This is a genomic window from Rhodothermales bacterium (genome assembly GCA_041391505.1).
Taxonomy (GTDB): domain Bacteria; phylum Bacteroidota; class Rhodothermia; order Rhodothermales; family JAHQVL01; genus JAWKNW01.
Genome location: JAWKNW010000005.1, coordinates 227,875 through 243,921 on the forward strand (window position 1 = coordinate 227,875; position 16,047 = coordinate 243,921).

13 protein-coding genes are annotated in these 16,047 nt (G+C 66.2%); 5 read left to right on the forward strand and 8 right to left on the reverse strand.

Features of this window, described 5'->3' with window-relative positions; all coding sequences use genetic code 11:
- Nucleotides 1–374: 374 nt before the first annotated feature.
- A complete protein-coding gene (gene uxuA, locus R2834_07685) occupies nucleotides 375–1,418 on the reverse strand; it encodes a mannonate dehydratase (protein ID MEZ4700192.1) in 1,044 nt (347 codons plus the stop codon).
- Nucleotides 1,419–1,657: 239 nt separating this feature from the next.
- On the opposite strand from uxuA, the gene R2834_07690 reads away from it, so the two are divergent.
- Complete coding sequence (locus R2834_07690) at nucleotides 1,658–2,977, forward strand: serine hydrolase domain-containing protein (protein MEZ4700193.1); 1,320 nt, start codon at nucleotides 1,658–1,660, stop codon at nucleotides 2,975–2,977.
- Between the two features lie 6 nt (nucleotides 2,978–2,983).
- Here the strand turns inward: R2834_07690 and R2834_07695 are convergent, their stop codons facing one another.
- Both R2834_07695 and R2834_07700 read right to left on the reverse strand, forming a co-directional pair.
- A complete protein-coding gene (locus R2834_07695; GenBank protein MEZ4700194.1) occupies nucleotides 2,984–3,532 on the reverse strand; it encodes a DUF6368 family protein in 549 nt (182 codons plus the stop codon).
- A 94-nt stretch (nucleotides 3,533–3,626) separates the two neighbouring features.
- Nucleotides 3,627–4,574, reverse strand: a complete 948-nt coding sequence (locus R2834_07700; GenBank protein ID MEZ4700195.1) for a DUF533 domain-containing protein — start codon at nucleotides 4,572–4,574, stop codon at nucleotides 3,627–3,629.
- A 147-nt stretch (nucleotides 4,575–4,721) separates the two neighbouring features.
- On the opposite strand from R2834_07700, the gene R2834_07705 reads away from it, so the two are divergent.
- Nucleotides 4,722–5,582: a sugar phosphate isomerase/epimerase gene (locus R2834_07705; protein MEZ4700196.1), complete on the forward strand. Its 861-nt coding sequence runs from the start codon at nucleotides 4,722–4,724 to the stop codon at nucleotides 5,580–5,582.
- 1 nt (nucleotide 5,583) lies between these two features.
- On the opposite strand, the gene R2834_07710 is transcribed toward R2834_07705, so the two are convergent.
- From R2834_07710 to R2834_07720, 3 genes are all read right to left on the reverse strand, one after another.
- Nucleotides 5,584–7,293 (reverse strand): FAD-dependent oxidoreductase, encoded by a 1,710-nt coding sequence (locus R2834_07710; GenBank protein ID MEZ4700197.1) that lies wholly within the window; start codon nucleotides 7,291–7,293, stop codon nucleotides 5,584–5,586.
- Nucleotides 7,290–7,703 carry a cupin domain-containing protein gene (locus tag R2834_07715; protein MEZ4700198.1) on the reverse strand — a complete coding sequence of 138 codons (414 nt, stop codon included), beginning with the start codon at nucleotides 7,701–7,703 and terminating at the stop codon, nucleotides 7,290–7,292. Before R2834_07715 ends, R2834_07710 begins: the two co-directional genes overlap by 4 nt.
- A 112-nt stretch (nucleotides 7,704–7,815) precedes the next feature.
- On the reverse strand, nucleotides 7,816–8,415 hold the full coding sequence (locus R2834_07720) for a hypothetical protein (protein ID MEZ4700199.1): 600 nt from the start codon (nucleotides 8,413–8,415) through the stop codon (nucleotides 7,816–7,818).
- Between the two features lie 197 nt (nucleotides 8,416–8,612).
- On the opposite strand from R2834_07720, the gene R2834_07725 reads away from it, so the two are divergent.
- Both R2834_07725 and R2834_07730 read left to right on the forward strand, forming a co-directional pair.
- Nucleotides 8,613–9,401: a GntR family transcriptional regulator gene (locus R2834_07725; GenBank protein MEZ4700200.1), complete on the forward strand. Its 789-nt coding sequence runs from the start codon at nucleotides 8,613–8,615 to the stop codon at nucleotides 9,399–9,401.
- A 23-nt stretch (nucleotides 9,402–9,424) separates the two neighbouring features.
- Nucleotides 9,425–12,019 (forward strand): ThuA domain-containing protein, encoded by a 2,595-nt coding sequence (locus tag R2834_07730; GenBank protein MEZ4700201.1) that lies wholly within the window; start codon nucleotides 9,425–9,427, stop codon nucleotides 12,017–12,019.
- 1 nt (nucleotide 12,020) lies between these two features.
- Here the strand turns inward: R2834_07730 and iolG are convergent, their stop codons facing one another.
- Both iolG and R2834_07740 read right to left on the reverse strand, forming a co-directional pair.
- Complete coding sequence (gene iolG / locus R2834_07735; GenBank protein ID MEZ4700202.1) at nucleotides 12,021–13,046, reverse strand: inositol 2-dehydrogenase; 1,026 nt, start codon at nucleotides 13,044–13,046, stop codon at nucleotides 12,021–12,023.
- A gap of 147 nt (nucleotides 13,047–13,193) precedes the next feature.
- Nucleotides 13,194–14,102 (reverse strand): TIM barrel protein, encoded by a 909-nt coding sequence (locus R2834_07740; protein ID MEZ4700203.1) that lies wholly within the window; start codon nucleotides 14,100–14,102, stop codon nucleotides 13,194–13,196.
- Nucleotides 14,103–14,388: 286 nt separating this feature from the next.
- On the opposite strand from R2834_07740, the gene R2834_07745 reads away from it, so the two are divergent.
- Complete coding sequence (locus R2834_07745) at nucleotides 14,389–16,047, forward strand: 4Fe-4S dicluster domain-containing protein (GenBank protein ID MEZ4700204.1); 1,659 nt, start codon at nucleotides 14,389–14,391, stop codon at nucleotides 16,045–16,047.

Here is a 16,047-nt window from a genome sequence, read left to right on the forward strand (position 1 = left end):
GGCCGGCCAAACCCGACCTACGGTTTTGCGATGTGCACCCTACACGTTGCATTATCCCCCGCTTCCCAATCCCTCCCAGAGCCCCTGCAAATACATGGCGCCGAGGCCGTAGGTCGGGTTAGCGTAGCGTAACCCGACATCTGTACACAATCGTATCGCATCGGTTCGTGTTGATGACGGTCGGTTAACGGTCTGGCGATGCTGGTGACGGATGTTTTTTGCATCGAATCGTCGGGTTACGGCCTGGCGATGCACGCGGATGTCACGGCATCGGGTTGTCGGGTTACGGCCGGATGGGCCTTGAGGGCGTTTGGGAACGTGGCGGCCGGCCCAACCCGACCTACGGTTTTGCGATGTGCACCATACATTTTGCATTATCCTCCGCTTCCCAATCCCTCCCAGAGCCCCTGCAAATACATGGCGCCGAGGGCGCGGTCGTAGAGGCCGTAGCCGGCGCGGCCGGTCTCGCCCCAGATCATCCGGCCGTGGTCCGGACGCATCGGGCCGCTGAAGCCGATGTCGCGGTAGGCTTTCATGACCTCCCGCATCGGGACGCTGCCGAAACGCGAGGGGTGCTCGCTTTCGTGGAACTGTTTCTCGCCGGTGACCCGGACGTTGCGGGAGTGGGCGAAGTGGATCCGGCCGGCGCCGCCGATCTCGCGGATCGTGGCGGGCAGGTCGTTCGCCGGGTTGGCGCCCAGCGATCCGGTGCATAGCGTGACGCCGTTGGCGGGGCTGTCGACCAGCCGGATGAAACGGCGGAGCGCCGCCTGCGACCCGATGATGCGGGGCAGGCCAAGCGTCGACCAGGGCGGGTCGTCGGGGTGGATCGCCATCCGCACGCCGGCGGACTCGGCGACCGGGATGACGCGCTCCAGGAAATAACCGAGGTGATCCCAGAGCTGCTCCTCGTCCATCGTCTTGTAGGAGTCGAAGAGGGCGTTGAGCTGCCGGGCGTCGTAGGCGGTGGCCCATCCGGGGAGCGAGCCCGTGCCCTGCGACAGGTCGATCCGCCCGAGCGCCTCGTGGTCGTAGCTGAGGGCCGTCGAGCCGTCGGGCATCGGCATCGCGAGGTCGGTGCGCGTCCAGTCGAACACCGTCATGAAGTTGTAGCACAGCACGGGGATGCCGGTGGCGCCGGCGTGCTCGACGCTGCGGCAGTAGTTCTCGATCAGCGCGTCGCGCGAAGGCTTTCCGAGCTTGATGTCCTCGTGGACGGGGATGCTCTCGATGACGTCGAACGCGAGGCCGGCGGCCTCGATGGCGGCCTTAAGCTCCTGGATTTGTTCGAGCGGCCATACTTCGCCGGGCGGGATATCGTACAGCGCGCTGACGATCCCGACCATCCCGGGAATCTGCCGGATAGAGTCCAGCGTCACCCGGTCGTCGGGGCCGTACCAGCGGAAGGTCATGCGCATAGGGGCAGGTAGAAAGTTGGCGGGTTGCGGGTTGGCAGGCTTGTCCTGAGGGCCGCAGGCCTGAAGGATCTACGGCAGGTTGCAAGTTCGAGTGTGCGGCACCAACCTGCAACCGTACTAACGGTCAGGCTGCAACTATACAACCGGCTGTCCGCCTCGGGCATTTTCCCGTCGGGATGCTTGATGTTCGCCGGAAGCGCTATCTTGCAGGACGAACCTCCCACTGAAACGCTGTACCCATGGCCTCTTCGCTCCGCCCCCGTTTTTCCCTCTACGTCCTCGTTCTTTCGCTCGCCTTCGGCCTCACGGCTTCGGCGCAGACGAAGTCGCAACAGAAATCTCCGCCCCTCGCCGAAGCGAGTCCGGAGTCCGTCGGCATGTCCGCCGAGCGGCTGGCGCGGATCGATGCGATGTGCCGGGAGGCGGTGGCCGACGGCGACGTCCCGGGTGTCGTCGCGCTCGTTGCCCGGCATGGCAAGATCGTGTTCTGGAAGGCCTACGGCTCGGCCGACAACCAGGCCGGCCGCGCGCTCAAGCGGGACGATATCTTCCGCATCGCCTCGCAGAGCAAGGCGATCACGTCCACGGCCGTCATGATGCTATGGGAGGAAGGCCGGTTTCAGCTGGACGACCCGATTTCGAAGTACATCCCGGCGTTCAAAAACCCGCAGGTGCTGCAGAGCTTCCAGTACCGCGACACCACCTACACCACGGTGCCGGCCAGCCGCGAGATCCGCATCCGCGATCTCCTCACCCACACCTCCGGCCTCGGCTACGGCGTGATCGACGGCGACGAGCGGTTCCAGATGATGTATGAGAAGGCCGGCGTCACCGACCTGTTCACCACCGAAAATATCTCCATCGAGGAAAGCGTCAAGAAACTGGCCACGCTCCCGCTGCACCACAATCCCGGGGAGAAGTTCACCTACAGCGAAGGCCTCGACGTGCTCGGGTATTTCATCGAGGTCGTCTCCGGCAAGCCGTTCGACGTGTTTCTGCGCGAGCGGCTGTTCGATCCCCTCGGGATGAACGACACCTGGTTCTACCTGCCCGAAAACAAGGGCGATCGGCTGGTCGCCGTACAGCGGAAATCGAGCGAAGGCGACTGGGAACGGTATCCCGTCACGTTCTACGACCCGGATTATCCCCGGAAAGGCGCCCGGCGATTCTTCTCCGGCGGCGCCGGCCTGTCGAGCACGGCGAAAGACTACGCGACCTTCCTGCAGATGTACCTCAACGGCGGCGAGCTGAACGGAACGCGCATCCTGAGCCGAACGACCATCGAGACCATGATGAGCAACCAGACGGGCGACCTCTACGGGACCAGTACGCGCAACTACTACGGCCTGGCGTTCGGCGTCGTCGACGAGCACGGCGAAGCGCGGGGCGGGCAGGGGAGCGCCGGCACGTTTACCTGGGGCGGGTATTTCAACACCCAGTATTTCGCCGACCCGCAAGAGGAACTCGTCGGCATCCTGATGAAACAGACCCAGGGCCCGACGACCGACGAAACCGGCTGGAAGTTTCAGCTCCTGGTCGGGCAGGCGGTGGATGATTGATGGAGGTTAAATCATCATAAATCCAGGGTGCTGGAGCCAGGATCGGAGGAAGAGGGGATCGGAGACGTGGTACTGGAAGTAGCCGTTGACGGTGCAGAGCCGGCCGCGCATGCGCTGCAGGTTCTGGATCTTTTCGCGCTGGGACTCCGTCAGGCGGCCGGGCGTCAGGAAGCCGCAGTAATCGACCAGGCCGCGCAGTTTTTCGGCGAGGATGAGCGTGAGTCCGCCGATGAGGTGGTGGTCGCTCGCCTCGGTTTCATAGCTGCCGACAGTGAAGGCGTAGGTTGGCTTCCAGCCGAAGCAGGCCCCGATCACCTCCGCCTCGTGGTCGTCGATGAGCGTTTCGTTGGTGTAGAAGCTCATGTAGAGCCGGCGTGCCGGTCCGCGGTACCGGATGCGGATCGGGTACCCGTTGGCGAGGGAGAAGTCCCATCCCTCTTCGTCGAACAGGCCGGGCTCGAAGTCCGTGCTAATTTTACGGAGCCCCTGCTCGAGGATTTCGATATGTTTTTCAGTGAGCGGTCTGGGGAGCAGGATGCGCGCGCGAAGTCCCATGGGTCTGTGTCGTGAGCGACATGCCGGCGCGGCCGGCGGGAGACGGTCTATGGCCTGAATTCGTCGCAGACGCGCATGCCGGCGAATTTATCGGCTAACCTCGCACCATGGCCAGCAGCGCCCCGACGTCCGTCGTGCGGGCGCTGGCTTCGACCGCCGGCTGGTTGGCCGCAAACAGCGCCTTGCCGCGCTCGACATGCTCGGCAAAGAGGCGTTTCAGCGTCTCCGGCTCCAGCTTGCGGCCGGCGGCGTAGTAGGACTTGGCCGCCTGCCCCACCGCATAGGTCGAGGCAAACGTCACTGCCGCGCCGGTCGCCGCGCTGCCCACGCGGCCCGCCATCTTCCCCAGCGTGCCTTTCAGGACGCCGCCCACGATCTTCCGCGCGAAGTTCTCGACGACCTGCGACGTCATGCCAACCCCAACCGTCGCCAGCAGCTCGCGGATGTGTCCCTGGTCGAGCGTATAGCCGTAGTGCTGCCCGATGCTGTACACGAGCTTCATCTGCAGCGGGATGATGGCCATGGAGGCGAGGGACTGGGGGAGCAGTTCGAGGCCCCCGTTGATGACGGCGTATTTGAGGATGAGCGGATCGAGGATCGGGTCCTCCTGGAGCGCGCCGGCCGCCTCGGTACCCGGCGATTCGGGGATCGGGTCGGGGCCGTCGAGCGGGAGGGTCGCGAGGGCGTCGCCCTGCGCGAGGATAGCGCGCGAGGACGCGGTGTCGAGCCCCAGGGCCGCGCGGAGGCGTTCGAGGAAGGCTTTTTCGCCGGCGGTGGTGGCGCCGTCCGCGTCACAGACGCCGACGGCCATCTCGTAGGCGAGGGTTCGCAGCGCCGGCGTGTCGAGCGTCGCGGCCGCCGCGTCGAGATCCACCTGGCCGAGGACGACGCGGGTGTAGAGGGACGGCGAGAAGCCGGCGCCGAGGCTATCGAAGATCTCCTTGATTCGAGTCCGCTCGGCGTCGTGTTGCTGCCCGTCGGCGAAAGCGGCCATGAGGCAGGCGGTGGCGATGGCGTCGCGCTGGTCCTGGGTGATATCCATAGTCGTATCGCTGGCTGGTTGATGTGCCGCTGGTACGCGCTTCGGGCAAAGATGTTGGGGCGTTGTGCGCCTACCCCTTGCTAGTAAGCGCTTTTCTGGTGATATTTTTGGGCCCACCCACCGCAACCCCATACCGCAGGCCCGATCATGCGTACTACCCGACGCCGCTTCCTTCAGCACACCGCCGGCCTCGCCGCCGCCTCACTTTTTACGCCCCAGCTGCTCCGCGCCCAGATCGCTTCGGCCATCCCCGGAGGTCGGATTGCCTTTCAGACCTGGGTCGTGCGCGACCAGATCGGCAGCAACTTCATGGGGATGCTGAAATCCATGGCGGCCCAGGGGTATAACGGGCTGGAGCTGTGCTCGCCGCCGAGTTATGACAAGGCCGGCTTTGGCGCGCTGCTGAAATACTCGGGAAAAGAGCTGCGAGCGATACTGGAAGGGGAGGGGTTCCACTGCGAGAGCAGCCACTACAACTTCCGTGAGCTCCGCGACAGCCTGCCGGAACGGATCGCGTTCGCGAAAGACATGGGCTACACGCAGATGGTCGTCTCCAGCTTCGGTCTGCCGAAAGAAGCAACGATGGACGACTGGAAGAAGGCAGCCGACACCATGAACCTGATCGGCGAGAAGACGAAGCAGGCCGGCCTGCAGCTCGGCTTCCACAACCACCACGGCGAGTTCGAGAAGATCGACGGCACGCTGATCTACGATGTGCTGCTCGAACGCCTCGACCCCGACCTCGTCAAGCTCCAGTTCCAGGTGGCCGTCGTCAACATCGGGTACAAGGCGGCCGACTATTTCCGGAAGCATCCGGGCCGCTTTGTCTCGGCGCACCTGTCGGACTGGTCGCCGGCGAAGGAGTCGCAGGTCGCGATCGGATCCGGGATGGTCGACTGGAAGGATTTCTTCGAGGCCGCAAAAGTGGGCGGACTCAAAAACGTCTATGTCGAGATGGCACCCGAGGTGCTGGCGGACTCGGCGGCGTATCTGAAAAAGATGGCGTGATTCACCGCGCCACCGCCATCGGCGCCGGCCACTGGATGGCGACTCCGTCACCCATCAGCCGGCGCTGGAAGTCGGCCAGCCGGCCGGCGTCCGCGCGGACCTGCCGCGGCGCGGCGCCGGTATCCAGGCAGAACGCCGCCAGCATCCCCGCGGACTCGCCGATGTTCCATTCGACGGGGTGCAGCCGATAGCAGCCGTTCGTGATGTGGGTGACGCCCAGATTTTTGCACGCCGGCAGCAGGTTTTCCATCCGCACCGGCAGCAGGGCGCCGAGCGGGATCTCGAACGGCAGCGAGCTGATGTCGATGTAGTTGTCTCCTCCGGTGGAGGGATGCAGGTCGATCCGGTAACTGCCCACGCCCACCGAATCCGGGAACGAGGCGGCCGTCACCTCGCCGGCCGGCAAACCGGTCTCGGCCATCCGGGCTTCCAGGCCCACATGCTGCTCTTTCACGGTGAACTCGGCCACGATCCGTCGCGACTCACGGATGTAGGGGCGTTTGGCGAGCCCGTGCTCGGTGCCGCACACGTCGCCCCGGAGCCGGAGTCCGGGCCATCCCATCCCCCCGTCCTCGCGCGGCGCTTCGGTTTGCAGCCAGTAGACGAGGGAGCGGCTCAGCGCCATCGCGCCGGCCAGGTGGCGGTCTTTTTCTTCGGGCGTCACGTCGATGAGATGCCCGGGCAGGTAATCGTTCTGCGGCCAGTTGACGAGCGAGATCCCGGAGGCCAGGGCGCCGGGACGCAGCGTTTCGGGGGCGAGGAGCTGGCGGTAGGTCCAGAGATTAAAGAGGCGGGTCTCGGCGCCGGGTCGCGGGTCGAACCCCAGGGTGCGCGGCTCGAGCGTGATCGGGTTTGAATACGACAGGCTGAGGAGCGGCCCGGTCCACGCCGGCGTCAGCGCCGGCACATAGTCGCGCCAGAAGGCATAGGTGTCCGGACGGTCGATCCTGTGATCTTCGCCGGCGCGGTAGTCGAGCGCGAAACACCACGTCATCGCCTGGATGTTGCCGGGTTGGGCCCCGGCCGGTGCGTGCGGCTCGCCGGTTTGCGAGCGGGACTCCGCGCCGGTCACATAGTCGGTTCCGCTGAGCGGGAGGAGGTCTCCCCGTTCGGTGGCGTCGAGGAAGTAGGGGGCCACGATCGTGGTTTCGACGCCGGTCGCCGGATGGAGCACGGTGACGGACCGGATGCGGTCGCCATCGACGTCCGCGCGCACGGGTTCGACATCCAGCAGGAGCCGGAGCCGGCCGGCGCTCACATACGGCGCAAGCATCCCTTCCAGGACCGACACCGCGGCGGCGGGTTCGTGGCACAGGGCGGATACCGCGCAGCGGCCGGGGTTGAGGGTGTCCGCGGCGTACGCCTCGCCCGAGAGCGGGTAAAAGTCGCGGTAATACCGCCGCACGTTGTCCCGATAGGTCTGATAGGCCCGGGTGCGACCGAATTGCTCGATCCAGGGATGCTCGTCCGGCGGCACGGCCTGCTGGGTGAGCTGGCCGCCGATCCAGTCGGTCTCCTCGGTCATGATCACGGTTCGCCCGCTTCGCAGCGCCGCCAGCGCGGCCGCGCAGCCTCCCGTCCCGCCGCCGATCACGGCGACCTCCGCGGCCATCTCGCGGCTGTAGAGCCGGCCGAGTGGCGCGAGGCCCGTAAGGCCGACGGTCACCCCGAGCCGTTTCAGGAAGGCGCGGCGATGCAGCGGATCCGTCATGCGGTGGGGGGCTTCAGCGAACACCACGGTTCTTCGTGCCAGACGTCAACCATCGTCGGTTCTTCGGCGATCGCCGGCGAGAGGATGGCGAGAAAGACGAGGGGTTCGTCGCCGGCGTTGTAGGTGGCGTGGACGACATTGACGGGGATGTGCGCCATCTCGCCGGCTTCGAGGATCCGGAATTCCTCCTCCACCCACTGCTCCGCCACGCCGGAGACGATGTAGATGATCTCCTCCATCGAGGGGTGCCGGTGGAATTTGTGCGCCTGCCCCGGAGGCATCGCCACGCGCACCATCAGGAGTTCCTTCGCCTCGGTCAACCCCGGCCGGCTCAGCCAGTGATGCAATCCTCGGGCCTCGTCCACGACCTGGACATCTTCGCGGGTTATGAAACGGAGCGGTTCGGGCATAGGAGGGTGCGGGGGTATCGGGTGTGGGAGTATGGGGGTGTGGGTGTGAACGTCAGGTGGAATCAGGATAGCAGATCTTGTCACGGCGAGCAACCCCTTCCTGGATCCGCGCTCACACCATGACCAGCGGGCGATCCATCAGTTTTTTGCGCAGCTCCGGCGGCAGGCCGAAATGGCGATCCATGAACCCGTCGATTTCGCCGAGGGTTTTGTTCGACAGGAGCTGGGCCACCTCGTCGATGGTGGGGCCGCCGATCAGGTACGGGAGGTGCGTGAAGAGCAGGTCCCCGCCGTCGCACTGGCAGAAGATCTGGTACTCGGTGAACGACTCGCGGGGCGCGCCGGTGACGAGACAGTGCGAGATCCAGTTGGCCGGATCGGTGGAGTCGCCGGCGAACAGGGCCTGGCGGCGGGCGTCGAGATCGACCCGGTTCAGGAAATAATCCTGCACCCGGCGGAGCGACTCCTCGGACATGGCCTGCTGCATCTGCTCGTAGCACGCGAGGCACATGGCGTATTCGAACACGGTATCCTCCATGTCGAACTCGGGGTAGCGCCGGATGGCTTTTTCGATGACGTAATGCGTGCCGTAGGCGCGGAGCGGCGCATGGCAGACGACGCAGGCGTGGAAGGGGGCGCCGGTGGAAGAGGCGTGGAACATCGGGGGGATTTCGACGCGGTGGCGCGTGAAATCCGGATCCAGAGCGTCCATGGCTTCAGGGTGCGGGGTGAGCGTGGACCGGAAGTCCCAATATACGAAGCGAGGCCCCGGCATACGAAGAAAATAAAAATGGGTGAACCGTCAGGGCCAGACGCCGTATCTTACCTTCAACCCGAGGTTGAACGCCGGCATGGACCGCAACGCGCCGGCGCACGACCCCGATTTGGCGGTCATTCGTACGGCACATTATGCTTCAATCAGGACGTCCACGGCACGAGCAAATCAGCGACTGGCTGCGTCAGCAGATCGAAAAAGGGGAGTTCGGCGTTGACGATCAACTCCCATCCGAAAACCAGCTGGGGCAGCAGTTCGATGTAAGCCGGATCACGGTACGGCGCGCGCTGCAGACGCTGGAGAGCGAGGGACTCATCTACCGGCGACAGGGTCTCGGCGCTTTCGTAAAGGACGCTCGTTTGCTCCAGGGCATGGTGAAGCTGACGGACTTCGTGGAGGACATGGCGCAGGCCGGCCTGGAGGCCTCGTCCCGCGTCGTGCACTTCGACCAGGTCGAGCCGCCCGGATTCGTACAGGTCGCCCTGAACGTCGAGCCCCGCGTCAAGGTGTGCCGGCTGGATCGCCTCCGCCTCGGCGACGACCTGCCCATCGCGTTCGACCAGACGTGGCTTCCGGTTTTTTACGGCCAGCTGCTCCACGGCTACGATCTGCAGCACGAAACGATCTACCGCATCCTCGAGGAAGACTACGAGGTCCCGGTCCTGCGCGGCAGGTACCGGCTCGATGCGGTGAATGCGGACGAGATCGTCGCCGGCCAGCTCGGCGTGCCGGTCGGTCGGGCGGTGTTCCTGATCGAGCGCCTGTCGATGACGACCGGAGACAAGCCGGTCTATGTCCAGCGACGCTACTACCGCACGGACCGCGTGACCTACGAGATCGAGGTCGCCCGACGCGGCGGGGCCGCCCGCGGCTCGGGCATGCCGCTACGCGAATTCGCCCCGGTGTTTCGCAGCTCGCAGTAAACCCTCTTCTTTGTGGCCTGCCCATGCCGCGTGCGCACATCCCCCTGCTTCTGCTCGTCGGCCTCGCCCTGACCCAGGCTGCGCCGGCGCAGACCCGTTACCTGGTCTTCTCCCGCACCACGGGCTTCAGGCATGAGTCCATTCCTGCCGGGCTGGCGGCGTTGCAGAGCATGGCGGACGCGCAGGCGTGGTCGATGACGGCGACGGAAGATCCCGGATACTTTATCGACGACAGCCTGGCCACGTTCGACGCGGTCGTGTTTCTGAATACGACCGGGGACGTGCTGGACGCAGCGCAGCAGGAGGCCTTCGAGCGGTATATCCGCGCCGGCGGCGGCTTCGCCGGCATCCATGCGGCAGCGGATACGGAGTACGACTGGCCCTGGTACGGCGCGCTCGTGGGGGCCTATTTCGCGAGCCATCCGGACATCCAGGCCGGCGAAATCGTCGTCGCGGACCGCACCCATCCGTCGACGAGCGGCCTGCCGGACCGATGGAGCCGCACCGACGAATGGTACAACTATCAGATCAATCCCCGCGGCGACGTCCATGTGCTGGCCATGCTCCAGGAAGATTCGTACGCCGGCGGGTCGATGGGCTACGATCACCCCATCGCGTGGTGCCAGACGTTTCAGGGCGGGCGATCCTGGTACACGGGCGGCGGGCACACGCCCGAGGCGTTTGCCGAGCCGGCGTTTCTGGAGCACCTCCGCGGCGGACTCCAGTATGCCGCCGGCGTCGTCGGGGGCGACTGCGGGCCGACCCAGCGGGGCCGGATGATCAAGCGCGTGCTGGATGCCTCGGTCGATTCCCCGATGGAGCTGGCCGTGGCGCCTGACGGCGCGGTCTTTTTTATCGAACGGCCCGGCCGGCTCAAACGGTACGATCCCGTGGCGGCATCGACATCGGTCGTCGCTCAGCTGGACGTGTCGACCGTGCAGGAGGATGGGCTGCTCGGGATCACGCTGGATCCTGCTTTCGCCGAGAACGGCTGGATCTATCTGTTCTATTCGCCGGCGGGCCCGGACGAAATCCAGCGCGTGTCGCGGTTTACGTGGACCGGCACGGCCTTCGACGCCGGCTCGGAGCGCATCCTGCTGACCATCCCGACACAGCGTGCCGAATGCTGCCACTCGGCCGGTTCCCTGACGTTCGGTCCCGATGGCTCGCTGTACATCTCGGTGGGCGACAACACCAATCCGTTCGCATCCAACGGCTTCGCTCCCCTCGACGGGCGCCCGGACCGGGCCGCCTGGGACGCGCGCCGATCGGCCGGCAATACGAACGACCTCCGGGGCAAGGTGCTGCGCATCCGCCCGACGCCCGACGGCGGCTACACGATCCCGGACGGCAACCTCTTCGCACCCGACGACACGACCGGCCGGCCGGAGATCTACGCGATGGGCATGCGCAACCCGTTCCGGATTTCGGTGGATGCCGATACGGGCTGGCTCTACTGGGGCGATGTCGGTCCGGACGCCGGCGAGCCGAACCCCGCGCGCGGACCTCAGGGGTACGACGAGTGGAACCAGGCGCGAGGGGCCGGCAACTTCGGGTGGCCGTTCTGCATCGCCGACAACCGGCCTTACAGCGACTACGACTTCGAGACCGGCGCACTGGGCGGGCCGTTCGATTGCGCGGCGCCGGGCAACCTGTCTCCCAACAACACCGGCGCGCGGACGCTGCCGCCGGCGCAGCCGGCGTGGATCTGGTACCCGTACGGTCCGGATGCCGCATTTGCGTCCGTCAGCGGGGAAGGAGGAGGGCGGACCGCCATGGCGGGGCCCGTTATTGGAAATGGAAACGGCGAGCGCTCGAACCTGGCTCTGCCGCGGTATTACGACGGTGCGCTGCTGATCTATGAATGGTCGCGCAACTGGATCAAGGAAGTGCGGATGGATGCCGCCGGCGACATCCTCGCCATCCTGCCCTTCGCGGACAACGTGCCCGTATCGAGCCCGATCGACCTCGAGATCGGCCCCGACGGCGCGCTATATCTCCTCGAGTGGGGCAACATCTTCTGGGGCGGTGGCCCGGACGCCACGCTCTCCCGCCTGGAATACAACGCGCTCGGAAACCGTCCGCCCATCGCCCGGCTCACCGCGACCGGCGCGACGGGGCCGGCGCCGCTGACCGTCACCTTCCTGGCGGCCGGATCGTTCGACCCGGATTTCGCCGGCGACCTGTCCTATGCCTGGGACCTGGACGGACAGCCCGGCACCGATGCCGTCGGTGAGACGGCGACTTACACGTACGGGCAGGCCGGCACGTACACCGCGCGGCTGTCCGTCACGGACGCGCAGGGGCTGGCCGCGACGGCGGAGCGGGTCATCCTCGTCGAGGAGCCGGTTCCGGCGGCGTTTGTCTTCGATCCGCCATATCCCAACCCGGCATCCGGCCGCGCCGAGTTGACGTTCGGGCTGCCGTCCGAATCCGACGTGCGGGTCGAGGTATACGATGCCCTGGGGCGTCGGCAGGCCGTGGTGCTGGACGAACGCCGCGCCGCCGGCGTCCAGCGGGTCGGCGTCGATGTGGCCGGCTGGCGCAGCGGCCTGTACGTCGTCCGCGTCACGGCCGAACGGGGGAGCCTGGTGCGCAAGCTCATCGTGGTCCGCTAACTCATGCCGGGTCGACTTCGGCGATCCGCACGACGCGTCCTTCCCGGTACGAGAGCCAGGCAGCCTTGCCGATCACCGCCGGCATGCGGCCGTCGTGGCCGGACACCGGCACGGGGGCGTCGTTGAGGATGGCTTCGACGAACGCTTCCATCTCGACCCGGTAGGCTTCCATGTAGCGTTCCAGGAAGAAATGGAGCGGCTTCGCGGCGTGTACGCCGTCGGCGTCGGCATGGACGACGGCGTCCGGCGTATGGTTCTCGACGGCGACGCGGCCCTTCGAACCGAACCACTCGACTCGCTGATCGTAGCCGTAGGCCGATTGCCGGCAGTTGTCGATCGTGCAGATCGCACCGTTCGCAAACCGGAGCGTAACGACGGCCGTATCGATGTCGCCGGCCAGCTCGCCGATCGCGGGATCGACCATCACGCCGCCTACGGCGAAGACATCCACCACCTCGGACCCGATCAGGAAACGCGCCATGTCGAAGTCGTGGATCGTCATGTCGAAGAAGATGCCGCCGGAGGCCGCGAGATAGGCGATCGGGGGAGGGCCCGGGTCGCGGCTGGTGATGCGCAGCACGCGGGGTTCGCCGTAGGCGCCGCTCGCGATCAGCCGCCGGGCATGCCCGAAGCTCGGGTCGAACCGCCGCTGAAAACCGATCTGAAGCTTGACGCCGCAGCGGGCGACGGTGGCCAGCGCGCGGTCGATGCTCGCGATGTCGATCGCGATGGGCTTTTCGCAGAAGATGTGCTTGCCGGCTTCCGCCGCCGCCTCGATGTAGGCGGCGTGCGTATCGCTCGACGAGCAGATCGCCACGGCGTCGACATTCGGGTCGTCGATCACCGCATGCGCATTGGCATGCACGGCCTCGACCCCGTAATGCGCCGCCAGCTCCGCGGCGGCTTCCACATGAAGATCCGCCACGGACACCAGCCGGGCGCCCGGGATCCGGTTGACAATCGTTTCAGCATGTATCCGGCCGATGCGGCCGGCGCCGATGAGGCCGATGCGTAGGGGATGGCTCACGGTGTAAGGTCTGATGGTTAAGGTTTAAGGAATGCGTAATGTTGAGAGGAATCGCTGGATGGCGCTCCGTCGATGGCACGGTCTGGCTCAGTCGTTCAGGGCGGACATCCGCCCTTGAATCTTGAACCTAAGACCTTGAACCCAGCCTCAGATCCCCAGCGCGTGCAGGTAATCGCGGTTTCGCGCCGCGCTTTCCTTGGGGGTGCCCATGCCGGGGAGGACGTCTTGCTCGACCACGATCCAGCCGCTGTACTCCAGCGCCTCCAGCATGCGCAGGACGGCGGAGAAATCCACCGATCCCTGGCCGAGTTCCGGGAAGACGCCCTGGCCGATCATGGCCTGGTAGTCCCATCCCTTCACCGCGGCGGCGGAGACGACGTCCGGGTCGAAGTCCTTGAAATGGACGTGGAGGATGCGATCCGCATGCCGGCGCAGGCCCTCGACGGGGTCGCCCCCGCCCAGCGCGTAGTGGCCGGTGTCGAAGCAGAGGCCGACGAGGGAGGGGTCCGTCCGGTCCAGGAAGGTGACGATTTCATCCGGGGTCTCGACGTAGGTGGCGCCGTGGTGGTGGATGATGGTCCGCAGCCCGGTCTCCTCGCGCACGGCCCGCGCGACGCGCTCGATACCAGCGGTATAAACATCCCAGCCGCGCTCGTCGAGGGCATCCTGCGGGCGAATCCGTCCCGCTTGCTGGGTGCGCACCGGCACCGTGCTGTGGTCGTCGCCCACGATGATAAACGCGTTCGGCCCGCCCACGGCCGCGAGCAATTTCGCGGTCATCACCGCCTGCTCGACGCCCCGGGCGTGGTAGGCGGCGTCGTAGAGGCGCACGCTCACCCACGAGCCGAGCAGGTCCAGCGACAACGCCTGCAACTCGGCGGCGAGCCGCGCCGGATCGGTGGGCATGAAGCCCCAGTCGCCCAGCTCCGTGCCGGCATACCCCGTCTCGTGCATCTCCTCGATGACGGCCCGGTAGCCGGAGCGCTCGCCGGCGGTGTTTTCGATGACGCCCCAGGAGCAGGGGGCATTGGCGATCTGGACGTGGAAGCGGCTCATGGGATGTTGGGGGTTGGATGCGGGATTCGGGATACGGGATGCGGGATGCAGGATACAGGATGCAGGATACAGGATGCAGGATGCGGGATACGGGATGCAGGGTACGGGATGCGGGATACGGGATGCGGCGGGCAAGATAGGGCGAGATCTGGACTTGGTCGAGAGGCGGGGATCTTTTAAAACAGGCACCCGATCCCCCCAGGAACCCGGCTTGACACCACTTGTTATTACATGTATATTCGTCGTCCGCCATGTGCCGATCCATTCATTCGTTTCACCACGCCGCATGAACTACGGGTTTTTGATTCGCAACGACCGCTGTATCGGATGTCATGCGTGCTCGACGGCCTGCAAGAGCGAGAACGACGTCCCCGTCGGCGTGAGCCGGACGTGGGTGAAGAGCGTGGAGAAGGGGCAATTTCCGAACGTCCGCCGGCATTTCCAGGTCACGCGCTGCAACCATTGTGCGAATCCGCCCTGCGCCCGCATTTGCCCGGTGGGGGCGATGTATCAGCGCGAGGACGGCATCGTCGAATTCGACGCCAACCAGTGCATCGGGTGCAAGGCCTGTCTGCAGGCCTGCCCGTACGATGCGATCCACATCGACCCGTCGTCCGGCACCGCCGCCAAGTGCCATTATTGCGGCCATCGGGTCGACGTCGGGCTCGAGCCGGCGTGCGTTGTCGTGTGCCCCGAACACGCGATCATCGCCGGCGACATGGATGAGCCGTCCTCCGAAATCAGCCGGATGCTCGCCGAATACCAGGTGACGGTCCGCAAACCCGAGCAGGGCACCTCGCCCAAATTGTTTTATGTGAACGGCGACGAGGTCAACCTGACCCCCACGGCGGTCGACCGCACGCCGGCCACGTTCGCCTGGGCCGATGTCCTTCCGCTGCACGAAGGCGACGGCGCCGCACACGCCGCGCCCCGCGTCGCCCCTTCACGTCCGGCTTCCGCCGGGCACCCCGGCGAGACGCTGCGCAGCCCGCAGCCCCAGGGGCTTCCGGACGCCGGCCCCATCCTCATCGGCGACGGCCGGATGGCCGAGCAGATGGTTCAGGTGGCCTACAACGCCCAGCACAAGATTCCCTGGCACTGGCCCGTGCCGGCCTATCTGGTGACGAAGGGCATCGCGAGCGGGATCATGCTGCTGCTTACGGTCGGGCTCGGGCTCGGCTGGCTGACCTTCGATGCGCCGGCGTTTGTCTGGAGTGGTCTCGCCGCGCTGGTCTTTACCATGATCACGACGGGTTTTCTCGTGCTCGACCTGGAGCGGCCCGAGCGGTTTCTTCGGATCCTTTTCCGGCCGCAGTGGCGCAGCTGGCTTACCCGCGGCGCCTTTCTGCTGATCGGATTTTCGACGCTGACCGGCGCGTGGTGGATGGCCGAGACGGCGGTCTGGCTGGGATGGCTGCCGGCGGATGCCGTCGCGGTCATGCGGGGGATCGTCCTGTGGCCGGTGGCCGCGCTGGCGGTGGGGGCGGCCGTCTACACCGCGTTTCTCTTTGGTCAGGCCGAGGGCCGTGACCTGTGGCAGAGCGCGCTGCTCCCGATACACCTGATCGTGCAGGCCGTCTTCGCCGGCGCCGGCGCGCTCCTCGCCCTGGATCTCGTGGCCGGGCTGCCCGGCGATCTGATCGCGCTGAGCCGCATGGCGTTTGCCGTCGCCCTCATCGCCGATCTGCTGGTGATCGGGCTGGGTGAGATGGCGATGTCGCACGCCTCCGAAGCCGCGGCCCGGGCCGCGCACGCCATCCACAGCGGCCGCTACAAGACCCACTTCCGGTGGGGCAGCCTCGCGCTGGGGCATGGGCTCCCGCTGGCCCTCCTCGCCACCGGCGCCGCTGTACCCGCCGCCATCGCCGGCCTCGCCGCGCTGGTCGGGCTGTATCTATATGAATATGCTTTTGTGATGGCCCCGCAGGAGGTGCCGAATAGTTGA

What these genes read in the sequence shown, in the direction of transcription:
- uxuA (MEZ4700192.1), bottom strand. Translation starts at nt 1,418, where the DNA reads ATGCGCATGACCTTCCGCTGGTACGGCCCCGACGACCGGGTGACGCTG.
- R2834_07690 (MEZ4700193.1), top strand. Translation starts at nt 1,658, where the DNA reads ATGGCCTCTTCGCTCCGCCCCCGTTTTTCCCTCTACGTCCTCGTTCTT.
- R2834_07695 (MEZ4700194.1), bottom strand. Translation starts at nt 3,532, where the DNA reads ATGGGACTTCGCGCGCGCATCCTGCTCCCCAGACCGCTCACTGAAAAA.
- R2834_07700 (MEZ4700195.1), bottom strand. Translation starts at nt 4,574, where the DNA reads ATGGATATCACCCAGGACCAGCGCGACGCCATCGCCACCGCCTGCCTC.
- R2834_07705 (MEZ4700196.1), top strand. Translation starts at nt 4,722, where the DNA reads ATGCGTACTACCCGACGCCGCTTCCTTCAGCACACCGCCGGCCTCGCC.
- R2834_07710 (MEZ4700197.1), bottom strand. Translation starts at nt 7,293, where the DNA reads ATGACGGATCCGCTGCATCGCCGCGCCTTCCTGAAACGGCTCGGGGTG.
- R2834_07715 (MEZ4700198.1), bottom strand. Translation starts at nt 7,703, where the DNA reads ATGCCCGAACCGCTCCGTTTCATAACCCGCGAAGATGTCCAGGTCGTG.
- R2834_07720 (MEZ4700199.1), bottom strand. Translation starts at nt 8,415, where the DNA reads ATGGACGCTCTGGATCCGGATTTCACGCGCCACCGCGTCGAAATCCCC.
- R2834_07725 (MEZ4700200.1), top strand. Translation starts at nt 8,613, where the DNA reads ATGCTTCAATCAGGACGTCCACGGCACGAGCAAATCAGCGACTGGCTG.
- R2834_07730 (MEZ4700201.1), top strand. Translation starts at nt 9,425, where the DNA reads ATGCCGCGTGCGCACATCCCCCTGCTTCTGCTCGTCGGCCTCGCCCTG.
- R2834_07740 (MEZ4700203.1), bottom strand. Translation starts at nt 14,102, where the DNA reads ATGAGCCGCTTCCACGTCCAGATCGCCAATGCCCCCTGCTCCTGGGGC.
- R2834_07745 (MEZ4700204.1), top strand. Translation starts at nt 14,389, where the DNA reads ATGAACTACGGGTTTTTGATTCGCAACGACCGCTGTATCGGATGTCAT.